Below are 17739 nucleotides of genomic sequence, written 5' to 3'. Positions count from 1 at the left end.
ATCACCTCCCCCTAGGTATTTCGTCTGGACGCGCAGGACGAGTAGGACCTTCCACCACGCGACTAGCGGACGGATCGTTCGGATTTACATGTACCGTAGTATCAACCGCATGGGGCGTCGGGATACCGCCATGCGAACTCCCCTCTATATCAACTCGGACACCACGCCCCTCCGATGGATAATCGTAGGTCTCGTACGAAGACACCCGCCCGCTTTCTGGATTCGTTCGAAACTGAGAGTGCGGCCCAGAAGCTTCGGGGTTTGGCCTGTGATGTTGTGGACCACGTTGCCCTCTTCCCGACCGGCCTCCCTGCTCCCCCCCTCCACGACGAGCTCCGCCGAGTACGCCACCAGTTGCGCCTGCAACCATCGCATCCACGACGACCCTCTCGTCCGCACGTAGGTTTCCACCGGTCAACAAGCCAACAACATCGCCCGTGACAACAGCTTCTGTGTCTCGGGCCTCTTGGGAGTCAACTCCGTCAATCCAATCCCGAATTCCTCTCCGATAGCTATCAACTATCGGGCCGCCGACCTGCTGCACATTCCTGATTGCCCGGCCTATAGCAGCGAGTTGCCTCCCCGTCGGATCCGTCGCATTCGTGGGGTCCAGCCCCACGTAGATATAGAGGTTCGGATCATCCTTGGTCCCGATGGGGTCCATGGAAAGGAAGGTGCCCAGGTAGGGTGAGTAGTACCGAGCACGGTAGTAGTAGAGCCCTGTCTCCGGGTCGTACTGCCGCCCGGTGTAGCCGAATGGGCTCTGGGCCGGCGGCGCGCCTTCCCCGTGCGGCGAGTAGGTCGCCGTCCCCACCGTCTGCCCGTCACTGCCCGAGGTGGCGATCACGGAGCCCTGATGGTCGGTGTGGTGCCAGTAAACAGCACCTGACGCCGTCACCGTCGCCAGCCGCTGATCCATGCCGCCCGTCCCGTCCGGGATGAACCTGCGGATCAGATCGCCGTTGACGTCGTACTCCGCCAGCTCGTCGGTTCCGGACCACATCGTGCGGGTGGTGACCCCGTTGACCACCTTCTTGGTGCGCCGGTCGTCGCTGTCATAGTGGTAGCTGGCCGTCAGCGGATTAACCGCCGCGTTGTTGGTCACGACGGCCAGACGGTGGCCGTAGGTCCAGCTGTAGGTCCAAGTCACCGCCGCCCCGCCGCCGACCGGCGTGCGCACCTCCTGGCTCAGGTCTCCGTCCCCGTTCCAGCTCAGCCCTCGGCTCTCGACCGCATCGCTGACCGAACTGATCCGGTTCATGTTCGAGGCCGGACCATAGGTGCGGCCATAACCCAGCGTCGGCATCCACTCGAACACCGGCTGGTTGATGCCGATGGAGGTCACCTTGCCGGACTGGTCCCGGCCATAGGTGAAGCTGGTCGCGCCCGGGCCAGTCCCCGCCACGAAGGCGTGGCTCATACCGGTCAGATCGTTGTCGACGTCATAGGCGTAGGTCGTGTCCGCCGCGGAGCCGGGCCGATCGACGCCCGTGCGTCGGTTGAGGGAGTCATGACTGATGTTGACCGTCTGCGTGCCCGAGGCGCTGGGGAAGCTGACCGTCTGCACCCGATTGGCCAGATCGTAGATGTAGTCGATGGTCCAGCTTCCCCCGCCCGACTGAGGCTGGGTGATCGCGGTGCGGTTGCCGCGTCCGTCCCCGTACTCGTAGCCGGTCGTATAGCTGATGCCGCCCGTCCCTTCGGGACGCCACTGCTCGGCCGTCAGCCGCTTCAGTCCGTCGTTGTAGGTGTAGTTGCGAACATCCCGACGCAGGCTGTCGTCGAAGGTCGCGGTCTTCGTCGTCTGGGTCGAGACGTCCCGGTAGGCGGGACGACCCGCCAGATCATAGCCGGCGACCGTGTTGCGCCCACGATAGACGTAACCGGTCTCGGCGGCGCCGAACTCGCGCACATGGAAGTCGCGGCCCATGGCGTCATAGAACAGGCTGACCAGATGGCCCGCGGGCTGTTTGCGCGCCACGACCTGACCGCGCTGGTCGCTCGCCGTCCACGCCTGAAGGGTGTTGGCGTAGATCGTGCGAACCTGACGGCCCAGACCGTCGTACTGCTGCTCTGTGCGATTACCGTTGGCGTCGATCTCCGCCGCCTGCATTCCGCCGACGTTGTACTCGAACCGGCGCCAGCGGGTCTCGGTAAAGTTCACGTCGGTCGGCAGTTCAGTCGCGGCCGTGCAGCCGCTGGAGCTTGCGCGCTGGAAGCGATGGATGGCCGTCGGCTGGCCCGCGAGGTTGTAGACCGTCCGCGTCGCCCGCAGTTCCGGATCAATGGTCATCACTGGCCGGTCGACCAGATCATAGCAGGTGCGGGCGATGTCGCCGGACGGGTCCGTCACGGTCAGCGGCTGGTGAGTCGCGGAGTATGTGGTCGTCGTCGCCTGCCAGGTCGAAGTGTTGGAGTCCCAGCGCTCGACCAGGGTCTGGTCGCCGTTGTCGTCATAGAACCATTTGGTCGCGATGTTGGTCCCGGCCGGTCCCGTCTCCAGACGTTTGCGGCGCATGGAATCGTAGTGGGCCGTCGTCGTGGCGCCGCCCACCGTCGTGGTCAGCACATTGCCGACGGGATCACAGGTGAAGTCCGTGGAGATCGTGCCGCCGGAGACCTGGGAGCCCTGGACCTGCCGGGTGAGGCAGAAGGCCGGATTGGTCCCACCGCCATAGGTCATGGCGGATTCCACGCCGGTCGGATCCTGTGTGCGGTTCGGACGACCGTAGCTGTCGTACCAGGTTCGCCAGACCGGATGGGTCAGGGCGTTGTTGTTGGTCGCATCCGGGACCTTGGGTCCGGTCATCACATCGACCAGGCCCTTGCTGTTGTAGCTCAACGTCCATTCCGGCCGGGTCGGGTCCGCCGCCGTCGCCGGCAGGCGGATCAGGGTCGGCTTGTGCCAGACCGGATCATAGTCCGCCTCGATCCTGATGGTGGCGCACCAGTAGTTGGCGGCCCAGGTCTGTTGCTGGGGGGTTGTGTAACCTGCCATGCAGTTGTCGATCGGCGTCTGCTCACGCGCCCGCAGATCGCCCCAGCGGTCGAACTCGAACGTCGTCCGGTCGCCGTAAGGGGTTTTGATCTCGATGGTCCGGCCCGGGCCGTCGTACTTCGCTCGCGAGGTGCGGCCCAAAGCGTCGGCCGACGCGATCAGCCGACCATCCTCGTCATAGGCCTGACGCACCACGCCGTCTTCGGCGTCCCGCGCCGAGGAGAAGGTGAAGGTCGAGGAGTGATAGACCGTCTTGCGGTTCTGGGCGTCGAACGATTCCGCCACATAGGGCGCCACCTGACCGCCCACCGCCCGCCAGTCGAACCGGGCCCGCGGCGTCGCAACACCCTCGTCCACGACCTGCGTCAGAACCTGCTGATAATCGATGGCGGCGGCGGGATACGCCAGAGCACCCGCTGGTGCGCCGTAGCTGTAGTAGCGCTTACGCAGGCCTTGCCGATGCGCCGAAATCAGCTCGAAGGCGCAGAAGTTCACATTCTTGGGGCACTGCCCCGTGTACTCGAAGCGGACCTCGTCCGCCCCGGCGCTCACCTTCATGATACGACCGCCAAAGCGCCGTCCCTCGTGACAGGACTGCTGGGCCGCGCGGCGTCCTCCATCGTAATCGATCAGGGCCGCCGTCGCCTCGCAGCCGTCCTGGTCCGTCATCTCCGGCGCGGCGCTGTTGGTAAACGTCAGCACAGCGCCGAGATTGTTGGAGACCGCCGTCAACGACGGCGAGTTGGTCGCATTCTGGCCGGTGTAGGCGAGAGTGATCACAACACCGGTCGGGAAGCTCCACGACGTCATGGCCGCCCGGCCGTTCTCTTCGCCGTACACATGATCCCAACGATTAGTCCCGGGAGTGTAGGGAATTTCCTCAAAATGCATGATGGACCTGTCCGACAGCGTCCAATCGAGGGTGCGCGCATAGGAGACGCCGGGCCCGATATTGCTCAGTGTCTCCGTCGGTGAAGCCGGGTTGTGCCAAGCGCCGCTGACCAAGCGCACGAAACGGGCGGATTGCCCGCCGCCGTTGACGTTTATAACGTTTGCGAAGGCCTGATCATTCAGCCAGGAGGTCGCGATGCCTCCCACGACGGCCCCTTCGAGGGTATCGGTTCGGGCAGCCTGCAAAGCGACCATCGCCGTAACCAGCATGGGCGCTGCCGATACGACACTGGCCTCAGGGAAGAAGGCGTGAACGTCCGAACTTTGGGAGACGGAGGACTCCCAGTTATGGGTCCAACCCGTTCCCAGGCCGCTTCGTCCCTCCACGGGGCCGGACGAACTGTAACTGCGCGAGAAGCTGAGGCTGTAGGGAAAATCCCCCTGTCCGACGGTGATCTCGGCGCCTTCGCTGAAGGAAAGGGATCCCGATCTGAGATCGACCGCGCCGAGATGGGCGCCGGCGACATTGGCGGCGATGCGGCGGCCTTCGGCCTTACCCAGGTAATCCAGCGGATTGGGCACATCAGACTCAGCTCCCTTTCGGAAGGCGGAGCGCGGATCGAGATTGTCCTCGTGCGCTCGCACCGGCGTACGGATGATCCAGGCCTGCTCTGAGCCGTCCGTCCTGCGAGCGAAGAACGCGTTCTCCGTCCCTGCAGTCGTGGCCACCACCTCGAACCCCCGGTCGAGATACCGCTCGATCTGGGTTCGCGTATCCTGATGGACGCTCGACGGAAGGCTTGAAGTCGCGCCAGGAGCCGACAACACCTTCAACCCGGCCGCCCCCTCGCCGAACCGATGCGAAGCGTTCACGCCAGGCAACTCGCCCGTAAACATGTTTCGGTCGCGCGCGATCTGACTGACCGCCAAGCCCTCTTCCATCGCTCCAAGAGCGGCGAGGGCGCCCATGACGTGGTGGGGAGAATCCGTCCCCATCGCCATGACGCCGACGGAGGTGTCGATGTCGAGCACATTCTCCATGCCGTCAGTGGTGATGGCGATCCCAACCGAATGCTGATGAAAGATGCGGGCTCCGGACAGCCCTTCCATCACCCGGACTGTGTTGTCGAACAGGTCCGTCCAGCTGTTGATCAGCGCGTCCTTCTTCGTACCCATCTCCGCGACGGCGTTTTCGCCCAACGGGAAAAGACGGAGGCCGTACTGACTTGTCTGGCGCCAATAGCGCCAGTCGCTCGCCTGGGTGCCGTCGCACGCATGCGGGTCAGTCTGGGTGTTCCCCGATTGGGACGCGCATTCGTAGGCGTTGCCGGCAGGGATGATGCGGTGCGCCTGCACCGGATCCATCGCCGCCGACCAGACGCTGTGGCGATCCCCGTCTCCGCCTCCGGTACGGACCAACAAGTCCGCCCGCTTGCCCACTTCGAGGGCCTTGGACACCTTTTCGTCGCCGAAACTTCCGAGGGCGGTCGTCGGCGATCCGGTCGCGCGCGCGGCGTAGGGATGGTTGATGGTCAGGTCGAGGCGACGATCCTGGGCGGCGAACTCCGCGGCGAGCGGCAAGGCGCCGCACTTCACGAGTTCGGTATTGCAGGCGGCGTTCGGCCCACCGGTCCCGAAATAGGCGTTGGCGCTCGCGTCGAGGTGGTCCTGCTTGCGGACAGCGACGACGAGCTTGCTGCTTTCAAGAGTGCCTTGGAGTTGGGCCTGCACCCGCCACCCATATATGCCGGGCAGGTCGAAGGTGTGGTCGAAGCCGGCAGTTTCGACACGGAGGGTCGCGCGATAGGGGGCCGGTACCTCCCCGGTCCAGCGGGCTGAGACGGCAGCCTGTCGAACCAGAGTCGCATCGCGCGGCGCGGCTTCTGTACGGACGATCTCCCAACCGCCGGTCAGCTGCTTGAGCGACTTGTCGGTGTGGCTGTTGATCAGGTCGCTCTGTAACGCAGTCGCGTAGGCTTCCAGGTCTGCGTGGATGTTCGCAGCGTTGGCGCCGGTCAGATTATCGCCGCCGATCGACACGCCGGATGAGATGTTGTTCCAGGCCGAGGCCGCATTGGTCCCCGCCGCGTCCCACAGGTCGATGCCGGTGATCTTGTCGTTCAGCTTCAGCGACGGATCAAAGGCATACCAACTGCCGCCGATATTGGCCTCGACCCACAGGTGCAGCATCGTCACCCCGGTGACGTCGCCGCTCATCGATCCGCAGGCCGTCCCGCCGTTCACCGTCGCCGGCGTGCCCGCCGCCGCCAGCAGGAGACAGGCTTGGCTCGCATTGCTGACGCGCAGGATCGATTTGGCGTCCGCGCCGGACAGGTTGACCTGGCCCAGCACGAAGCGCGCCTGATAGCTTGAGGCCCGCAGCAGCTCGACCATCAACTGCGACTGGTCGAACGACCCGCCCGAGCCGTCCAGCAGCACGCCGTCCGCCCCCTTGTGCAGGCCGAACTGCGGTTCGAACAGGATGGTGTTGTGCACGAACTGGTAGATGCGATCCGGATCGTTCTCCAGCGCTCGGGCCAATGCAGTGATCCGCGCACTCGGCGCACCGGCCGTCGGCGAGGTTGGGGAACCATAGACCGTCGCCAGATCACCGCTGCCGGGCGAGACGAGAGATTGCTGAACCGAGAGCCGGAACCCGGGGAGGTCAGACGCCGTGTAGGTGGAGAGCGTGTAGCCTGGCGTCCCTTGCGCGCGCGCGCCGGTCTTCGACACCGACAGGAAGGCGCCCGCCGAGGCGCCCAGCGCCATCGTCCCGGCCAGACCCGCCAGCATGACGCGACGAAGTCCCATCCGGCGAACAACCTGCCGGACCTTCCCAACACCGAGACCCATCAACGCCCCCACCGCGCAACAGCTACGCTTACAGACAAGCTCAACCGCCCTCGCTTTGAAAGAGAGAAAATCCACCCCTCAACGAGAAATTGCAGCTTGTCCCTGCAATAAGGCTCAGCTTTAGTCTGCTCGCTTGCCGGCGGGGGATGTATGGCGCGTTTGAACGCATTGCTGACAGGACTGTGGGCGCGAGCGCGCGCCTGCGGATCCGTCATTCGGCATCAATGGGCTCATATCCTGGACATGGAGCAGTTCCACTCGGCGACAAGCTGGCGGGACCGTCTGAAGGCCGTTGCATGGAAGAGAGTTGCGATCATCGGCAGCGGACTGGCGACCGTCGCTCTCGCGGTCAGCTTGGGCGCCTGGCTTCTACAGCCCGAATTCCGCGGAAGGCCTCCGCGCCTCCCGACCGAGCAGGAATGGCGCGCCAACCAGGACGCCGGTCGCGCCATGGAAGCCGAACTCTCGCCCGCGCTCGCCGAAGCTAACAAAGCCGTTCCGAACTGAGGTCGCCGATGACGTTCGCCAAGCCCATCAGCGCCGTTCTGGGCGCCCTGCTCCTTGCATCCGCCCTGCCGGCTCATGCGGGAGTGCAGTATGTTTATGACAGCTCCGGCCGTCTCATCCGGGCGATCTATTCGAACGGCGTCACCATCAACTATCGTTATGATGCGGCGGGCAATCGCACCCAGATCGTGACCACCAATACGCCGAACACAGCGCCGACCGCGGTCAATGACGCCGCGTCGGTGCAGGTGTCGGCGAGCGTGAACATTCCGGTACGGGCGAACGACTCCGACCCGGACGGAAACACCCTGACCGTCACGAACCTCGGGACCATAACCGGCGGCGGCTCCGTGTCCATCCAGGGCGGCGGAACCTACGTGCGCTATACAGCGCCGGCGAGCGCGGGAACAAAGACCTTTACCTACACCGTCTCTGACGGCGCCGGCGGCACGGCGACGGCAAGCGTCACCGTCACCGTCTCGTCGGCGAACCAACCGCCGGTGGCGACGAACGACGACGCCAGCGCGACAGTCAGCGCCGCACAGGCTATCTTCCCCCTGGCGAATGACACGGACGCCAACGGCCATGCCCTGACGATCACCGCGGTGACCACGCCGACGGGCGGGAACGTCGCCATCGCGCCCGGCGGCGGCTATCTGAACTATACCGCGCCCTCCACGCCCGGGACCTATACCTTCAGCTACACGGTCAGCGACGGGAATGGCGGCACGGACACCGCCCAGGTGACCGTGGAGGTGACGCTCGGTGAGGGGTGCGTCCCCAGCGGCGGCAATCAGTGTGGACCGGGCGAGCCCTGAGTCTCACAGACAGTGACGCCTTGCAGCCGGCGGTAGTCATGCAAGGCCCACGCCTGGTCAAGAAACCGCGCTCGCATCCAGAGCACCGTGCCCGGCACGACGTTTGAAGCGACCCGAACATCGAGCTGATCACCCGGAGCAACGGTCAGCGCAGGCGGACGATCACCCTCGCTCCGCGATTGCCCGCCGCGCCCATAGGTGAAGCGGGCCCGCAGGCAATCCTCGTCGGACGCATTCAGCCTCAGCAGATTTGAGAGGTTCGCCAACCCCGTCGCTGATCGCGCCAGTTCGGAATCCACGACGATCCCCACCGCCTCAGCAGCTTGGGTCAGCGCCGTTTCATTATCCGTCGCAAGATCGACCTTCTGACTCGTCGGCGTGAGCGACACACGATAGGTCACCCCATTGATCGCGACCTCGGTCTCGGCCTGGACTGTCAAACCCTCAGCCGCTCGCCCAAGAACGGTCGCCGCCGCGCTTTCCATCCCGATGCGCTCACGGATCGTCCCCGCCTCACTGCCGGTCGCCCGGATATAGGACGCCGTCCCCGTCGCCACCGCGCCGGCGAAGATCGCCAGACCGACCGTCAGGCTCATGGCGAGCAGGGAGATGTATCCCTGCCGGCTCTCCCGTTCAGGGCGCGACGGGCGCTTCAACGGGCAGACTCAGGGCCTGGAGACGGCTGACCATTTCCGCGGTCACCGCTTCGATATCGCCCCGCGACCGGATCACCTTCGGGCGCAGGAACATGACCAGCTCGGTCTGGCGCTGGTTGTTGTCGCGCGACCGGAACAAGGCCCCCAGCGCCGGGATGCGGCTCAGATAAGGCACGCCGGTGTCGCCCAGGCTGGTGCTCGACCGCAGCAGGCCGCCCAGCACCACCAGTTGCCCGTCCTCGACCTGGATACGGGTGTTCAGCCGCCGCTGCTGGATGGTGGGGGAATCGATGTCGGAGGTCGTGGTGCCCGCAACCTCGCTCACCTCCTGCTCGATCTGGATGAACATGCGGCCGCTCTCGGTGACCCGTGGCGTTACGGAGAGAACGACGCCCGTGTCGCGGTACTGGACGCTGTTGAGGATGCGACTATCGTTGTTCAGGCCGACCGCGGTCTGGGTGATGATCGGCACCTGGTCGCCAACCTGGAGTTCGGCGGTCTCGTTGGACAGTACCAGGACCCTCGGAGTCGAGACCAGTTGAACATCCGTGACGGTCGACAGGGCGTTCAGCACGGCCCGTATGTCCAACGTCGCATAGCTTAACGAGAAGCCCGGGAAGCTGGGCGCGGCCTCGTCATTGCTGGTCGAGGAGAAGCCGCCGGTCAGATCGCCATCATCCAGGAACCATTGGACGCCGAAGCGCAGGCGGTCATTCAGGGTGACCTCGGCGATGGTCGCCTCGATCAGGACCTGGGGCGGCGGCGCGTCCAGCTCGCGCACGATGTCGACGACATTGCGATACTCCGCGTCGTCGGCCAGCAGGATCAGGGAATTCGTTCTGGGGTCGGCCGTCAACCGCAAGGTTCCGGCCGCGCCCCCCGCGACCGCCGCCGGCGTGGCGCCGGCCGTCGTGTCCGCGGGCGCGGGCGTCGATGGCTGTCCGCCGGGCTGTTGCCCGGCGGTCGGCGTCACACTGGTCGCGGCGCCGAGAAGGGAGCCCAGGGTTGTGACAAACTGTTCGGCCTCAAGGTTGGCCAGCGGAATAGATCGCAAACGCCGCGCCGCGGGCGGCGGCGACCGGTCGAAGCGGGCGATCCACTCGGAAGCCCGGTCCAGGCCGGCCGGAGACCGGGCGATCACCAGCAGGCCGTTCAGCCTGTTCAGCTCGATGAACTGGATCTGGCTGCCCAGCGGGCCGTCCGGACCGCCGAAGACCTGGCGGATGTCCGAAGCGATGTCCGCCGGGGTTGCATGACGGACGGGGAAGAACTGCAGACTCTTGCCCTGGAGCCAATCCACATCGAGCGACCGCGCGGTGCGTACCAGAGCGCTGACCGTGGTGGGATCACCGGTGACGAAGACCTGTTCGCGCGAGGCGTCGGCCCGAACGACCGCCCCCTCCCCCGCCAAAGGCTCCAGCAGCCGGGCGATCTCGGCGGCGCTGATCGATCGCGCCTGATAGACAGCGGAACCCGCGAGGACATCGGCGCTGTCCCCCGCAACCGGCAAGCCGTTGAACCGGGTCGCTTGGGCGGACGGCACCACGGCATATCCCGCGCCTTCGCGAACGACAGCGGCATTGATGCTTCGCAGGGCGCGGTCAAAGCTCGCCAGCGCCTCCGCCTCGCTCATCCGGCCGACCAGGCTGAGCGTCAAAGACCCCTGCACCGAGGGATCCAGACGATAGGATTTGCGCAAGGACTGGCCGATCACCGCATCCACGACGGCCGCCACCGGCGCCTGGTCGAACACGACATTCATCGACCGTTGCGGTGATGCGCGCGGCGCGGGCGCCGACGGCGCCGCGGCGGCGTTTTCGATGCGCCATGCGAGCGCGTCCTCATCCACGGCCGCGGTCGTATCCTCGACCGCCGGGGTCAGCGCCGCCGGGCGGCTCTGGGGAATGACCGCCAGGTCCGGTCGGATGGCGCGCGGCGCTTCACAGCCGGCAAGAACACACATCGCCGCGCCTATAAGCGCGCGGGTCTTCAAGGTCATTGGGCCGCCTGCAAGGTGATGTCGCGCTTGAACCCGTTGCCGCCGGGCGACTTGTCAGACCCATAGCTGGTGAGGGTGAACCGGTCGCCTGCCGCAGCCGGCGGCGCATAGACGATGTCCGCGCCCCAAGGGTCTTTCAGCAAGGCCTTGTCTGACAGATACGGACCGGCCCAGTCCGCCACGCCCGCCGGGGCGTCGGTCAAGGCCGCCAGACCTTCTTCGGCGCTCGGATAACGCATCAGGTCCGCCGAATACATCTCCAGCGCCGCGGCCACGCTCTCCATCTTCAGACGCGCGGCCCGAACCTTGGCGCGATCCATCTGACCCAGGGTCTGCGGAACCACGATCGCACTGATCAAACCGATGATGACCAGAACCACCAGCATTTCCGTCAGGGTATAGCCTGATCGCCGACCGGATCGCTCCGATCGCACCCCTTTGCCGATATCCCCCATGGCTCCCCCAGAACCGACGCGCTAATCAAGCGACTATAGGGGAGCGGGGGCCGAGTCCATCGGCGTCGGAATGACTGTAACGTCTGATGAGTTCGAACTGCCGGCGCCCGACCATGCGCGGGCTGACCTGGCCGGGACGCTCGGCCTGTCCGGCAGCGCCGTGGATCGCGCGACCCGCGCCAGCCGGGCCTCCGGCCAACCGCTGGCCGTCGCCCTGAGCCTGCTGGGCCTGGCGACCGAAGAGGCGATCGCGGACGCCTGCAGTCAGTTGTATGACGCCCCGCGTTGGCCGGACACCCGGCCGATCGAACCCCTTGAGTTGCCCGGCCTCAACGCCCGCTTCCTGCAGGATCGCTACGCGATCGCCATGGCGGACGACACCGGCGAATGGTGCCTGGGCCTGGTCGATCCGGGGGACGCGGCCACCCGGGAGGCGCTTTGGTTCGCCCTGGGGCGCGAGATACGCATTCGCACGATCACGCTCAGCGGTTGGCGCCAGACCCAGACCTCGGTCGATGCAATAGATCTCCCGCAAACAGCCGCGCCGATCGCCGCGACCTGGCTTGATGACGCCGAAAGACTCCGCGACAACGCCCGCGACGCCCCCGTGGTGCGAATCTCCGAACAGATCCTCGAGCGCGCCTTCCTGCTGAACGCCTCCGACGTCCACATCGAGCAGAAAATCGATCACACCCGGGTGCGCCTGCGCATCGACGGCCAGTTGCAGGACCAGGATCGACTGCCGAGCGAAATCGGCCCGGCTTTGATCGCACGCATCAAGGTGTTGTCGGATCTGGACGTCGCGGAGCGCCGTGCGCCCCAAGACGGCCGCACCACCATCAACGTCCGCGGCGTGCCCGTCGATGTCCGTATCTCGACCACGCCGACAGTGTTCGGCGAGTCCCTCGTCGTCCGTTTGCTGACGCGGCGCGACGTGGAGTACTCCCTTGAACGGCTGGGCCTGCGCGATGCGGTGACCGCCGGGCTGGACCAGCTCCTGAAACGCACCCACGGCCTGCTTCTGGTGACCGGTCCCACCGGCAGCGGCAAGACCACCACCCTCTACGCCGGCCTTCGTCGGCTGGCCTCCTCCCGCCAGAAGATCCTGACCGTCGAGGATCCGGTCGAATACGTCTTCGAGGACATCCTGCAAAGCCAGGTCAACGAAGCCGCCGGTTTCACCTTCTCCACCGCCCTGCGGTCCTTCCTGCGACACGATCCCGACGTCATCCTGGTCGGCGAAATCCGCGACACGGAGACCGCGCGGCTCGCCGTCCAGGCCAGCCTGACCGGACACCTTGTGCTGGCGACTGTGCACACCAACGACGCCGCCACCACGCCGTCGCGGCTGATCGACATGGGGGTCGAGCGCTACCTGCTGGGCGACGCCCTGATCGGCGTCATGGCCCAGAGGCTCGCGGCCCAGCTCTGCGCCCACTGCCACACCCTGGAGCCGCTCGACGTCCCGGAACGCGCGGCCCTTGCGGACGCAGGGCTACCAAGCTTTCCACGCGTCGGCCGCGCCCAGGGCTGCCCGGCCTGCGGGGGAACCGGGCGGCGTGGTCGGCGGGCGATCACCGAGCTGATGGTCTGCACGCCAGAGGTGAGCGAACTGATCGGCGTCGGGGCCCCGGCCTCCGCGCTCCGCGAAACCCTCCCGCGCCAAACGGGCTACGCAAGCCTGCGCCAGGACGCCCTGTCCCAGTCCGCGCAAGGCCTGGTCGACTGGGGCGACGCCTGGCGGCTGGCTGACCGATGAAGGCCTTTCGCTACCGGGTGCTGACCCCTGAAGGCCGACACCAGACGGGGGTGAGCTACGCCGCCTCCGCCGCGGCGCTGCGCGATCGCCTGATCGAGAGCCGCCTGCACCCCGTCCGGATCCGCCCCGCCCTGTTCCAGCGTCAGAGCTCGCTTCGCCTGTCGAACGCCGAGGCCGCGCGGCTGGGCCGCGACATGGCGCAACTGATGCAGAGCGGCATGGCCATCGGCCCGGCCCTGAGCCTGCTCGAAGCCCGAGAAACCCCGAAGGTCGCCGCCATCATCCGGGAGATCCGCCGTCGGCTGATCGAGGGCGAACCACTCTCACGCGCCCTCGGCGTCGCCACCGGCGCGCCGGCGCGGCTCCTGCAGTCCCTGGCGCGCGGCGGCGAGGCCTCCGGCCGTCAGACAGAGGTGCTCGCCGCCGGCGCTGCCTCTTTGGCCGCGATGGACCAGCTGGGGCGTCGCCTGATCACCCTGGGCCTCTATCCTGGCTTCGTGATCGCGGTCGCCCTGGGCGCGATCGGCATCTACGCCTACGCCGTCCTGCCGGCCCTGGAGCCCGCCTTCGAAGGCCTGGGGCAGGACATTCCCGCCCAGACCCAGGCGGTCATCACCTTCGGCCTCATGGTCCGCGCGGCGACCCCCGTCATAGCCGCAGGCCTTGGCCTGGGCGCCGGCGCCCTGGTCCTCTCGGCCCGCCTGCGCAGGCTCACGCTTGGCTTGCTGTCCCGACTTGGAATGCGAGGCCGCGTTTCTCCCCTGCGGGACTTCGTCTTCGCCAACCTCGCGTCCCGCCTGGCGGTCATGCTGCACGCCGGGGTTCCCCTCGCGCCCGCCTGGCGGCTCGCCCGCGATCCGGTCACGGTGGACTGGCTCAGCCGCGCCCTCGCCGGCCAGGATGATCGTCTGATGGAGGGCGCGCGGCTGTCAGAGATCCTGAGCGCCATTCCCCAGACGCCCGCGGACCTGCTCCACTATGTGACGATGGGCGAACAGTCCGGACGGGCCGCGGAGGCGCTCCAGAACGCCTCAGCCCTGCTGGCCGCGCGCGCCCAGGAGAACGTCGAACGGCTGTTGTCGATCATGACCCCGCTGGTGATCATCCTGGTCGGCGCGATGGTCGGATTGATCACCATGCTGGTCTTCCAGGGGCTTCTCGCGATCGGTGACGCCGTTGCCGTCTGACCTCCGGTCCCGTCGAAGCGGTTATCTGGCGGTCGACGCCCTCGCCGGGCTGGCGGTCATGACCCTGGGCGTCGCCGCCGCCGTCGGTCTGGCGGCGACGACGGTGACTCGCCTCGCGCAAGCAAAGGATCGCTTGACCGCCATGCGGATCGCCGACGATCTTTACGAGGATCTTTACGCCGGCGTTCGTCCTGACGGGCAGCAATCCGGAAGCACGGATGGACGCCCATGGACCTACGAAAGTCTCGACGCCGACGGGTCCGCCGCGCGGCGCATCCGGATCACCGTGGACCGGCGGTTCGGCCAGGACCTGGTCGTGGACGCCGTGGCGCCGCCCGCGCCGGCTACACCGTCCTCGAGCTCATGATCGCCATGTCGGTCGCCTCCATCCTGATGGTCGGCGCAGGCGCGGCCTACGCCGCGCTCGGGCGGAGCGCCCACCGGCTGGCGCTCGCCCAGGCCGGGCTGGCGGATCGGGCCGTCCCGACCTGCCGCGCGGAAGACCCCGCCTCGTCGCCCCCCGAACGCCCCTATCGTTGCACCCTGCCCGAGCGGTGCGAGTTTGACAGTGTCAGTCAGTCATGCCGCCCGAACAGGACCTGAACCTCGAGTTGGCCGCCTCCCCCCGCCTGGAGGTGATGACCCGCATCGTCAGCCTGCCGACGACCTCGCTGCGTCAGGCCCGGGCGATCGTGCGCCTGCAACTGGATCGGTTATCGCCCCTGCCGCCCAAGGATGTCGTCTTCGATCTCGTTCGCCTGAAAACAACCGGCGCCGAGACGGGCTATGCGCTCGGCATCCTCAGGCGGTCGGCGCTGCAGAACCCTGCATTCGCCTCCCGCCGGGCGATCACAGCCACCCGATCTGTCGATGGGGTCGAGGCGACCTTCCGGTTCCGCAATATCTTCGCCGTCGATGATCGCGAGGCCCGCTGGTTGGTCCACGCGCCGCGGGCGGCGCTGATCGCGCTCGGCCTCGCCGCGGTCGCGCTCGCCGGCCAGATGCGCGCCGACCAATGGAAGGCGCAGCGATTGCCGGAGATCACGGAGGCCCAACGCGAGACCGCCCGTCGGACGCGGGACGCCCGTGAGCGTAACGCCGCCCTGGCGGATTGGGCCGCCCTGGAGCGCACGGATGCTTCCACCCGGCTGCTGTGCGTCGGCGGCGCGATCGGGACCCAGCCGGTCCCCGTCCTCAATCTTTCGGCCGACACACGCCAGGTGACCTTCACCCCGGAGAACACCGCCGACATCGCGCGACTGGAGACGCTCGGCGCCGAGGCTCAACCGGCCAGCGGCGGCGCGCCGCAAGGCGTGTTCTTTGGTGAGGAGACCTGCCGATGATCCCGCCGGTCTGGTTCAGGCGCGCGGCTGCGGTGGCTGCGGTCGGCCTCGGCCTTGTCACCCTCGCCTCCCTCATCGCCGTGGTCGGCGACGTCATGGCGGTCCGCGCCGCCCGGGCCGGCGCGCCCGTGTCCGCATCGCCTCCCGCGCAGAGTCCCCGGCCCCCGTCCCTGCACCCCCTCGTTCGCGCGCCGGGCACAGATCCCGAGACCGCGATTGCGGAGTATCTCAACGTCCGGCTGGGAGAGCTCGGCCTTCTCGTCAATGGCGCCGACACCGTCTCCGTCCGTCCCTTGGGGGGAGGCCTCAAACTGGCGGAGATGCGCATCACCGGATCCGGCGACGCCCTGGCCGTCGGTTCCGTCGCGAACTGGGTGGCGGTGAACAGGGAGGCCGTTCGACTTGAATCGCTGGTCCTGGCTCGGGGCGCCGAAGGGCGAGGTCAAGTGACGCTCGTACTGCTGATGGTCGTCGCATGAAGATCGCCGGACGCTATCTGCTCCCGGCGCTCCTCGGCGGATGCGCAGCGCTCACCCTCGGATTACTTCTGTGGCCGCAGCCGGAACCCGCCTCGGCGCAGGCGCCAGCGCAGGCCCGGTTCGACGGCCCGACATTCGAGACCCGCCCGTCCACGCGCCTCACCGTCTTCCCCTTCTCCCTGGGGGCCCTCCGGACCGAGCCGGTCGCCGATGCTGTACAAACCCCGACACTGGTCGGGATCGCGGGTTCGACGGCCTACCTGAAGGGCAGCGACGGCGAGGTCATCCGTGTCCGGTCTGGAGAGGAACTGGACGGCTGGAAACTGGTGTCCGTACGAGGACGGACCGTCCTGCTCCGGGGTCCGACCGGTGATCGGGCGCTCGCTCTTTTTGCGCCTGCCCCAGCACCGGCATCGAACGATGTATCTGGCGGGTAATCGTGGCCGCCAGACTGTCATATGATCTTCAGTCGCATACAGCTCAGAATATTCGGACGATGTCCGGCGCGATGCGTGCGGCGAACTCGGGCGACATAGACCGGCGCTCGACGAGGTCCACCCTCTGGCCAAGAGCCCCCATCAAGTCCATCACCACACCGCCCATATCGAACGCGTCAAACACGGTATCCGGAGCGACGTCGAACGCCAGGTCAACGTCGGACGCTTCACCAGCGCGATTGCGGGCAACGGAGCCGAACAAATAGAGGTGCTCGACCCCACGGGCTGCCAGGACAGGCGCTAGCCGGCGGAGTGCCTGTATCGTTTCATCTCGTCCCATTTCGCCAGCCTAGAAGAGCGAGCTTTGCTCGGACAGCTCGCCCGTTGCCGTCACCCATCGCTGCAGCAGATCTCCAGTATCGAACGCATCACGATCCCAGAGGGCATGAACCGGCTTTCTGCCCGCCCATACCGGCTCTACCCCCAGTCGAAGCAAGCCCCGTGAGATGTTTCGAACTGACAGACCCAGTTCCGCAGCCAGCTTGGGCGTAAAAACGTATCGCTGTGCGAAGGCCACCACGTCATCCTCGATGACGGTCAAAATCTTGCCCGTCGCCGACCGGCTCACGGCCCTGATGTGACCTTCTTCCACGGCCGCCCGCAGGCTGCAGGAGTTCGTACCGAGGATGCCGGAAGCGGTGTGGGTGTAGATGGCTCCAGCCGCCAGACGAGGGCTCCCGGTAGGCCGCTTCGCGAGTCTGTGTGCGCCTTCCAACATCGACGGCGCCGATGCCCGTCCACATGGCAGCATGTACTGGGATTGGAAATCCAGATCTCGAACGTCCGCGCGTCGCCAACACGCCTGAACGCGCGCGCTGCCGTCGCTTTCCAGTGCAGGCTTGAGCCCCAGATGTTTGAGCCGGCGTGTCACCGCGACGGCCTTCAGCCCGTGCGCCTTCGCGATCTCGGAGCTCGAAACGTACTGCTTCTGAAACGCCTCCGCCGACGTTCGAAGCACACCACGCAGATGACCTGCTCGATCAAAAAGCGTCGCTTGTAGCCGCTATGGACCAGACTCTTGCGAACCGTGGCGAGCGCTGCCCCAACATCGGTCGCCCGAATGGCCCGAGCATAAGCTTCGCGATGTAGGAGTCAAGGCGAAGGCGACCGCCGTCCAACTCAATGAACGATGCCACCTCACTCAGAGCGCGGTCTTTGCTGTCGCCTTGCAAGAACTCGTCGCTCAAGAGGTCCCGCAGTCCAAGACCAAGCGGCATTTTCGTATTGGGAACGGGGTGACGCGCACCACGACTGGCGCCGGCTCCAAAAAATAGAGCAACTCCGCCTCGCGCGGCTT

15 protein-coding genes are annotated in these 17739 nt (G+C 66.6%); 9 read left to right on the top strand and 6 right to left on the bottom strand.

The features are described from left to right. Position 1 precedes the first annotated feature (1 nt). Positions 2–6700: an RHS repeat-associated core domain-containing protein gene (locus tag FKQ52_RS16815; protein WP_168196763.1), complete on the bottom strand. Its 6699-nt coding sequence runs from the start codon at positions 6698–6700 to the stop codon at positions 2–4. A gap of 192 nt (positions 6701–6892) precedes the next feature. On the opposite strand from FKQ52_RS16815, the gene FKQ52_RS02095 reads away from it, so the two are divergent. Both FKQ52_RS02095 and FKQ52_RS02090 read left to right on the top strand, forming a co-directional pair. Next, complete coding sequence (locus FKQ52_RS02095; protein ID WP_141625650.1) at positions 6893–7249, top strand: hypothetical protein; 357 nt, start codon at positions 6893–6895, stop codon at positions 7247–7249. 8 nt (positions 7250–7257) lie between these two features. Further along, positions 7258–8067, top strand: a complete 810-nt coding sequence (locus tag FKQ52_RS02090) for an RHS repeat domain-containing protein (protein WP_141625649.1) — start codon at positions 7258–7260, stop codon at positions 8065–8067. On the opposite strand, the gene FKQ52_RS02085 is transcribed toward FKQ52_RS02090, so the two are convergent. The 3 genes from FKQ52_RS02085 to gspG are packed head-to-tail and all read right to left on the bottom strand — an operon-like array spanning position 8043 to position 11108. After that, positions 8043–8663, bottom strand: a complete 621-nt coding sequence (locus FKQ52_RS02085; protein ID WP_141625648.1) for a hypothetical protein — start codon at positions 8661–8663, stop codon at positions 8043–8045. The two genes, FKQ52_RS02090 and FKQ52_RS02085, sit on opposite strands and share 25 nt — an antisense overlap. Positions 8664–8700: 37 nt before the next feature. After that, complete coding sequence (gene gspD, locus FKQ52_RS02080) at positions 8701–10722, bottom strand: type II secretion system secretin GspD (RefSeq protein WP_141625647.1); 2022 nt, start codon at positions 10720–10722, stop codon at positions 8701–8703. Further along, a complete protein-coding gene (gene gspG, locus FKQ52_RS02075) occupies positions 10719–11108 on the bottom strand; it encodes a type II secretion system major pseudopilin GspG (RefSeq protein WP_240811712.1) in 390 nt (129 codons plus the stop codon). Before gspG ends, gspD begins: the two co-directional genes overlap by 4 nt. A gap of 139 nt (positions 11109–11247) precedes the next feature. On the opposite strand from gspG, the gene FKQ52_RS02070 reads away from it, so the two are divergent. The 7 genes from FKQ52_RS02070 to FKQ52_RS02045 are packed head-to-tail and all read left to right on the top strand — an operon-like array spanning position 11248 to position 16382. Continuing rightward, a complete protein-coding gene (locus tag FKQ52_RS02070; protein ID WP_141625645.1) occupies positions 11248–12936 on the top strand; it encodes a GspE/PulE family protein in 1689 nt (562 codons plus the stop codon). Then, entirely contained in the window at positions 12933–14123 is a 1191-nt protein-coding gene (locus FKQ52_RS02065) for a type II secretion system F family protein (RefSeq protein ID WP_141625644.1), read from the top strand. Before FKQ52_RS02070 ends, FKQ52_RS02065 begins: the two co-directional genes overlap by 4 nt. Then, on the top strand, positions 14113–14490 hold the full coding sequence (locus tag FKQ52_RS16340; protein ID WP_168196762.1) for a hypothetical protein: 378 nt from the start codon (positions 14113–14115) through the stop codon (positions 14488–14490). Before FKQ52_RS02065 ends, FKQ52_RS16340 begins: the two co-directional genes overlap by 11 nt. Continuing rightward, a complete protein-coding gene (locus FKQ52_RS16335) occupies positions 14487–14726 on the top strand; it encodes a hypothetical protein (protein ID WP_168196761.1) in 240 nt (79 codons plus the stop codon). Before FKQ52_RS16340 ends, FKQ52_RS16335 begins: the two co-directional genes overlap by 4 nt. Then, the gene (locus FKQ52_RS02055; protein ID WP_141625642.1) at positions 14705–15466 is read left to right on the top strand and encodes a hypothetical protein; all 762 of its coding nucleotides are present in this window, start codon (positions 14705–14707) and stop codon (positions 15464–15466) included. The genes FKQ52_RS16335 and FKQ52_RS02055 overlap by 22 nt, the downstream gene beginning before the upstream one ends. Then, positions 15463–15945, top strand: a complete 483-nt coding sequence (locus tag FKQ52_RS02050; RefSeq protein ID WP_141625641.1) for a hypothetical protein — start codon at positions 15463–15465, stop codon at positions 15943–15945. The genes FKQ52_RS02055 and FKQ52_RS02050 overlap by 4 nt, the downstream gene beginning before the upstream one ends. Then, positions 15942–16382: a hypothetical protein gene (locus FKQ52_RS02045; protein ID WP_141625640.1), complete on the top strand. Its 441-nt coding sequence runs from the start codon at positions 15942–15944 to the stop codon at positions 16380–16382. The genes FKQ52_RS02050 and FKQ52_RS02045 overlap by 4 nt, the downstream gene beginning before the upstream one ends. A gap of 43 nt (positions 16383–16425) precedes the next feature. Here FKQ52_RS02045 and FKQ52_RS02040 read toward each other — a convergent pair whose 3' ends face one another. Both FKQ52_RS02040 and FKQ52_RS02035 read right to left on the bottom strand, forming a co-directional pair. Next, on the bottom strand, positions 16426–16644 hold the full coding sequence (locus FKQ52_RS02040; protein WP_168196760.1) for a nucleotidyltransferase domain-containing protein: 219 nt from the start codon (positions 16642–16644) through the stop codon (positions 16426–16428). Positions 16645–16731: 87 nt separating this feature from the next. Then, entirely contained in the window at positions 16732–17400 is a 669-nt protein-coding gene (locus tag FKQ52_RS02035) for a hypothetical protein (protein ID WP_141625638.1), read from the bottom strand. Between the last annotated feature and the right edge of the window lie 339 nt (positions 17401–17739).

This window comes from Brevundimonas sp. M20 (assembly GCF_006547065.1).
Lineage (GTDB): Bacteria > Pseudomonadota > Alphaproteobacteria > Caulobacterales > Caulobacteraceae > Brevundimonas.
The sequence above is the reverse complement of the archived record's forward strand: the minus strand, read 5'-3'. Positions and strand labels throughout refer to the sequence as shown.

Bases quoted from the DNA above. Each gene is read 5' to 3' on its own strand.
- FKQ52_RS16335 (WP_168196761.1), top strand. From the start codon at position 14,487: ATGATCGCCATGTCGGTCGCCTCCATCCTGATGGTCGGCGCAGGCGCG.
- FKQ52_RS02095 (WP_141625650.1), top strand. From the start codon at position 6,893: ATGGCGCGTTTGAACGCATTGCTGACAGGACTGTGGGCGCGAGCGCGC.
- gspG (WP_240811712.1), bottom strand. From the start codon at position 11,108: ATGCTGGTGGTTCTGGTCATCATCGGTTTGATCAGTGCGATCGTGGTT.
- gspD (WP_141625647.1), bottom strand. From the start codon at position 10,722: ATGACCTTGAAGACCCGCGCGCTTATAGGCGCGGCGATGTGTGTTCTT.
- FKQ52_RS02065 (WP_141625644.1), top strand. From the start codon at position 12,933: ATGAAGGCCTTTCGCTACCGGGTGCTGACCCCTGAAGGCCGACACCAG.
- FKQ52_RS16815 (WP_168196763.1), bottom strand. From the start codon at position 6,700: ATGGGACTTCGTCGCGTCATGCTGGCGGGTCTGGCCGGGACGATGGCG.
- FKQ52_RS02090 (WP_141625649.1), top strand. From the start codon at position 7,258: ATGACGTTCGCCAAGCCCATCAGCGCCGTTCTGGGCGCCCTGCTCCTT.
- FKQ52_RS02055 (WP_141625642.1), top strand. From the start codon at position 14,705: ATGCCGCCCGAACAGGACCTGAACCTCGAGTTGGCCGCCTCCCCCCGC.
- FKQ52_RS02085 (WP_141625648.1), bottom strand. From the start codon at position 8,663: ATGAGCCTGACGGTCGGTCTGGCGATCTTCGCCGGCGCGGTGGCGACG.
- FKQ52_RS02070 (WP_141625645.1), top strand. From the start codon at position 11,248: ATGACTGTAACGTCTGATGAGTTCGAACTGCCGGCGCCCGACCATGCG.
- FKQ52_RS02050 (WP_141625641.1), top strand. From the start codon at position 15,463: ATGATCCCGCCGGTCTGGTTCAGGCGCGCGGCTGCGGTGGCTGCGGTC.
- FKQ52_RS02045 (WP_141625640.1), top strand. From the start codon at position 15,942: ATGAAGATCGCCGGACGCTATCTGCTCCCGGCGCTCCTCGGCGGATGC.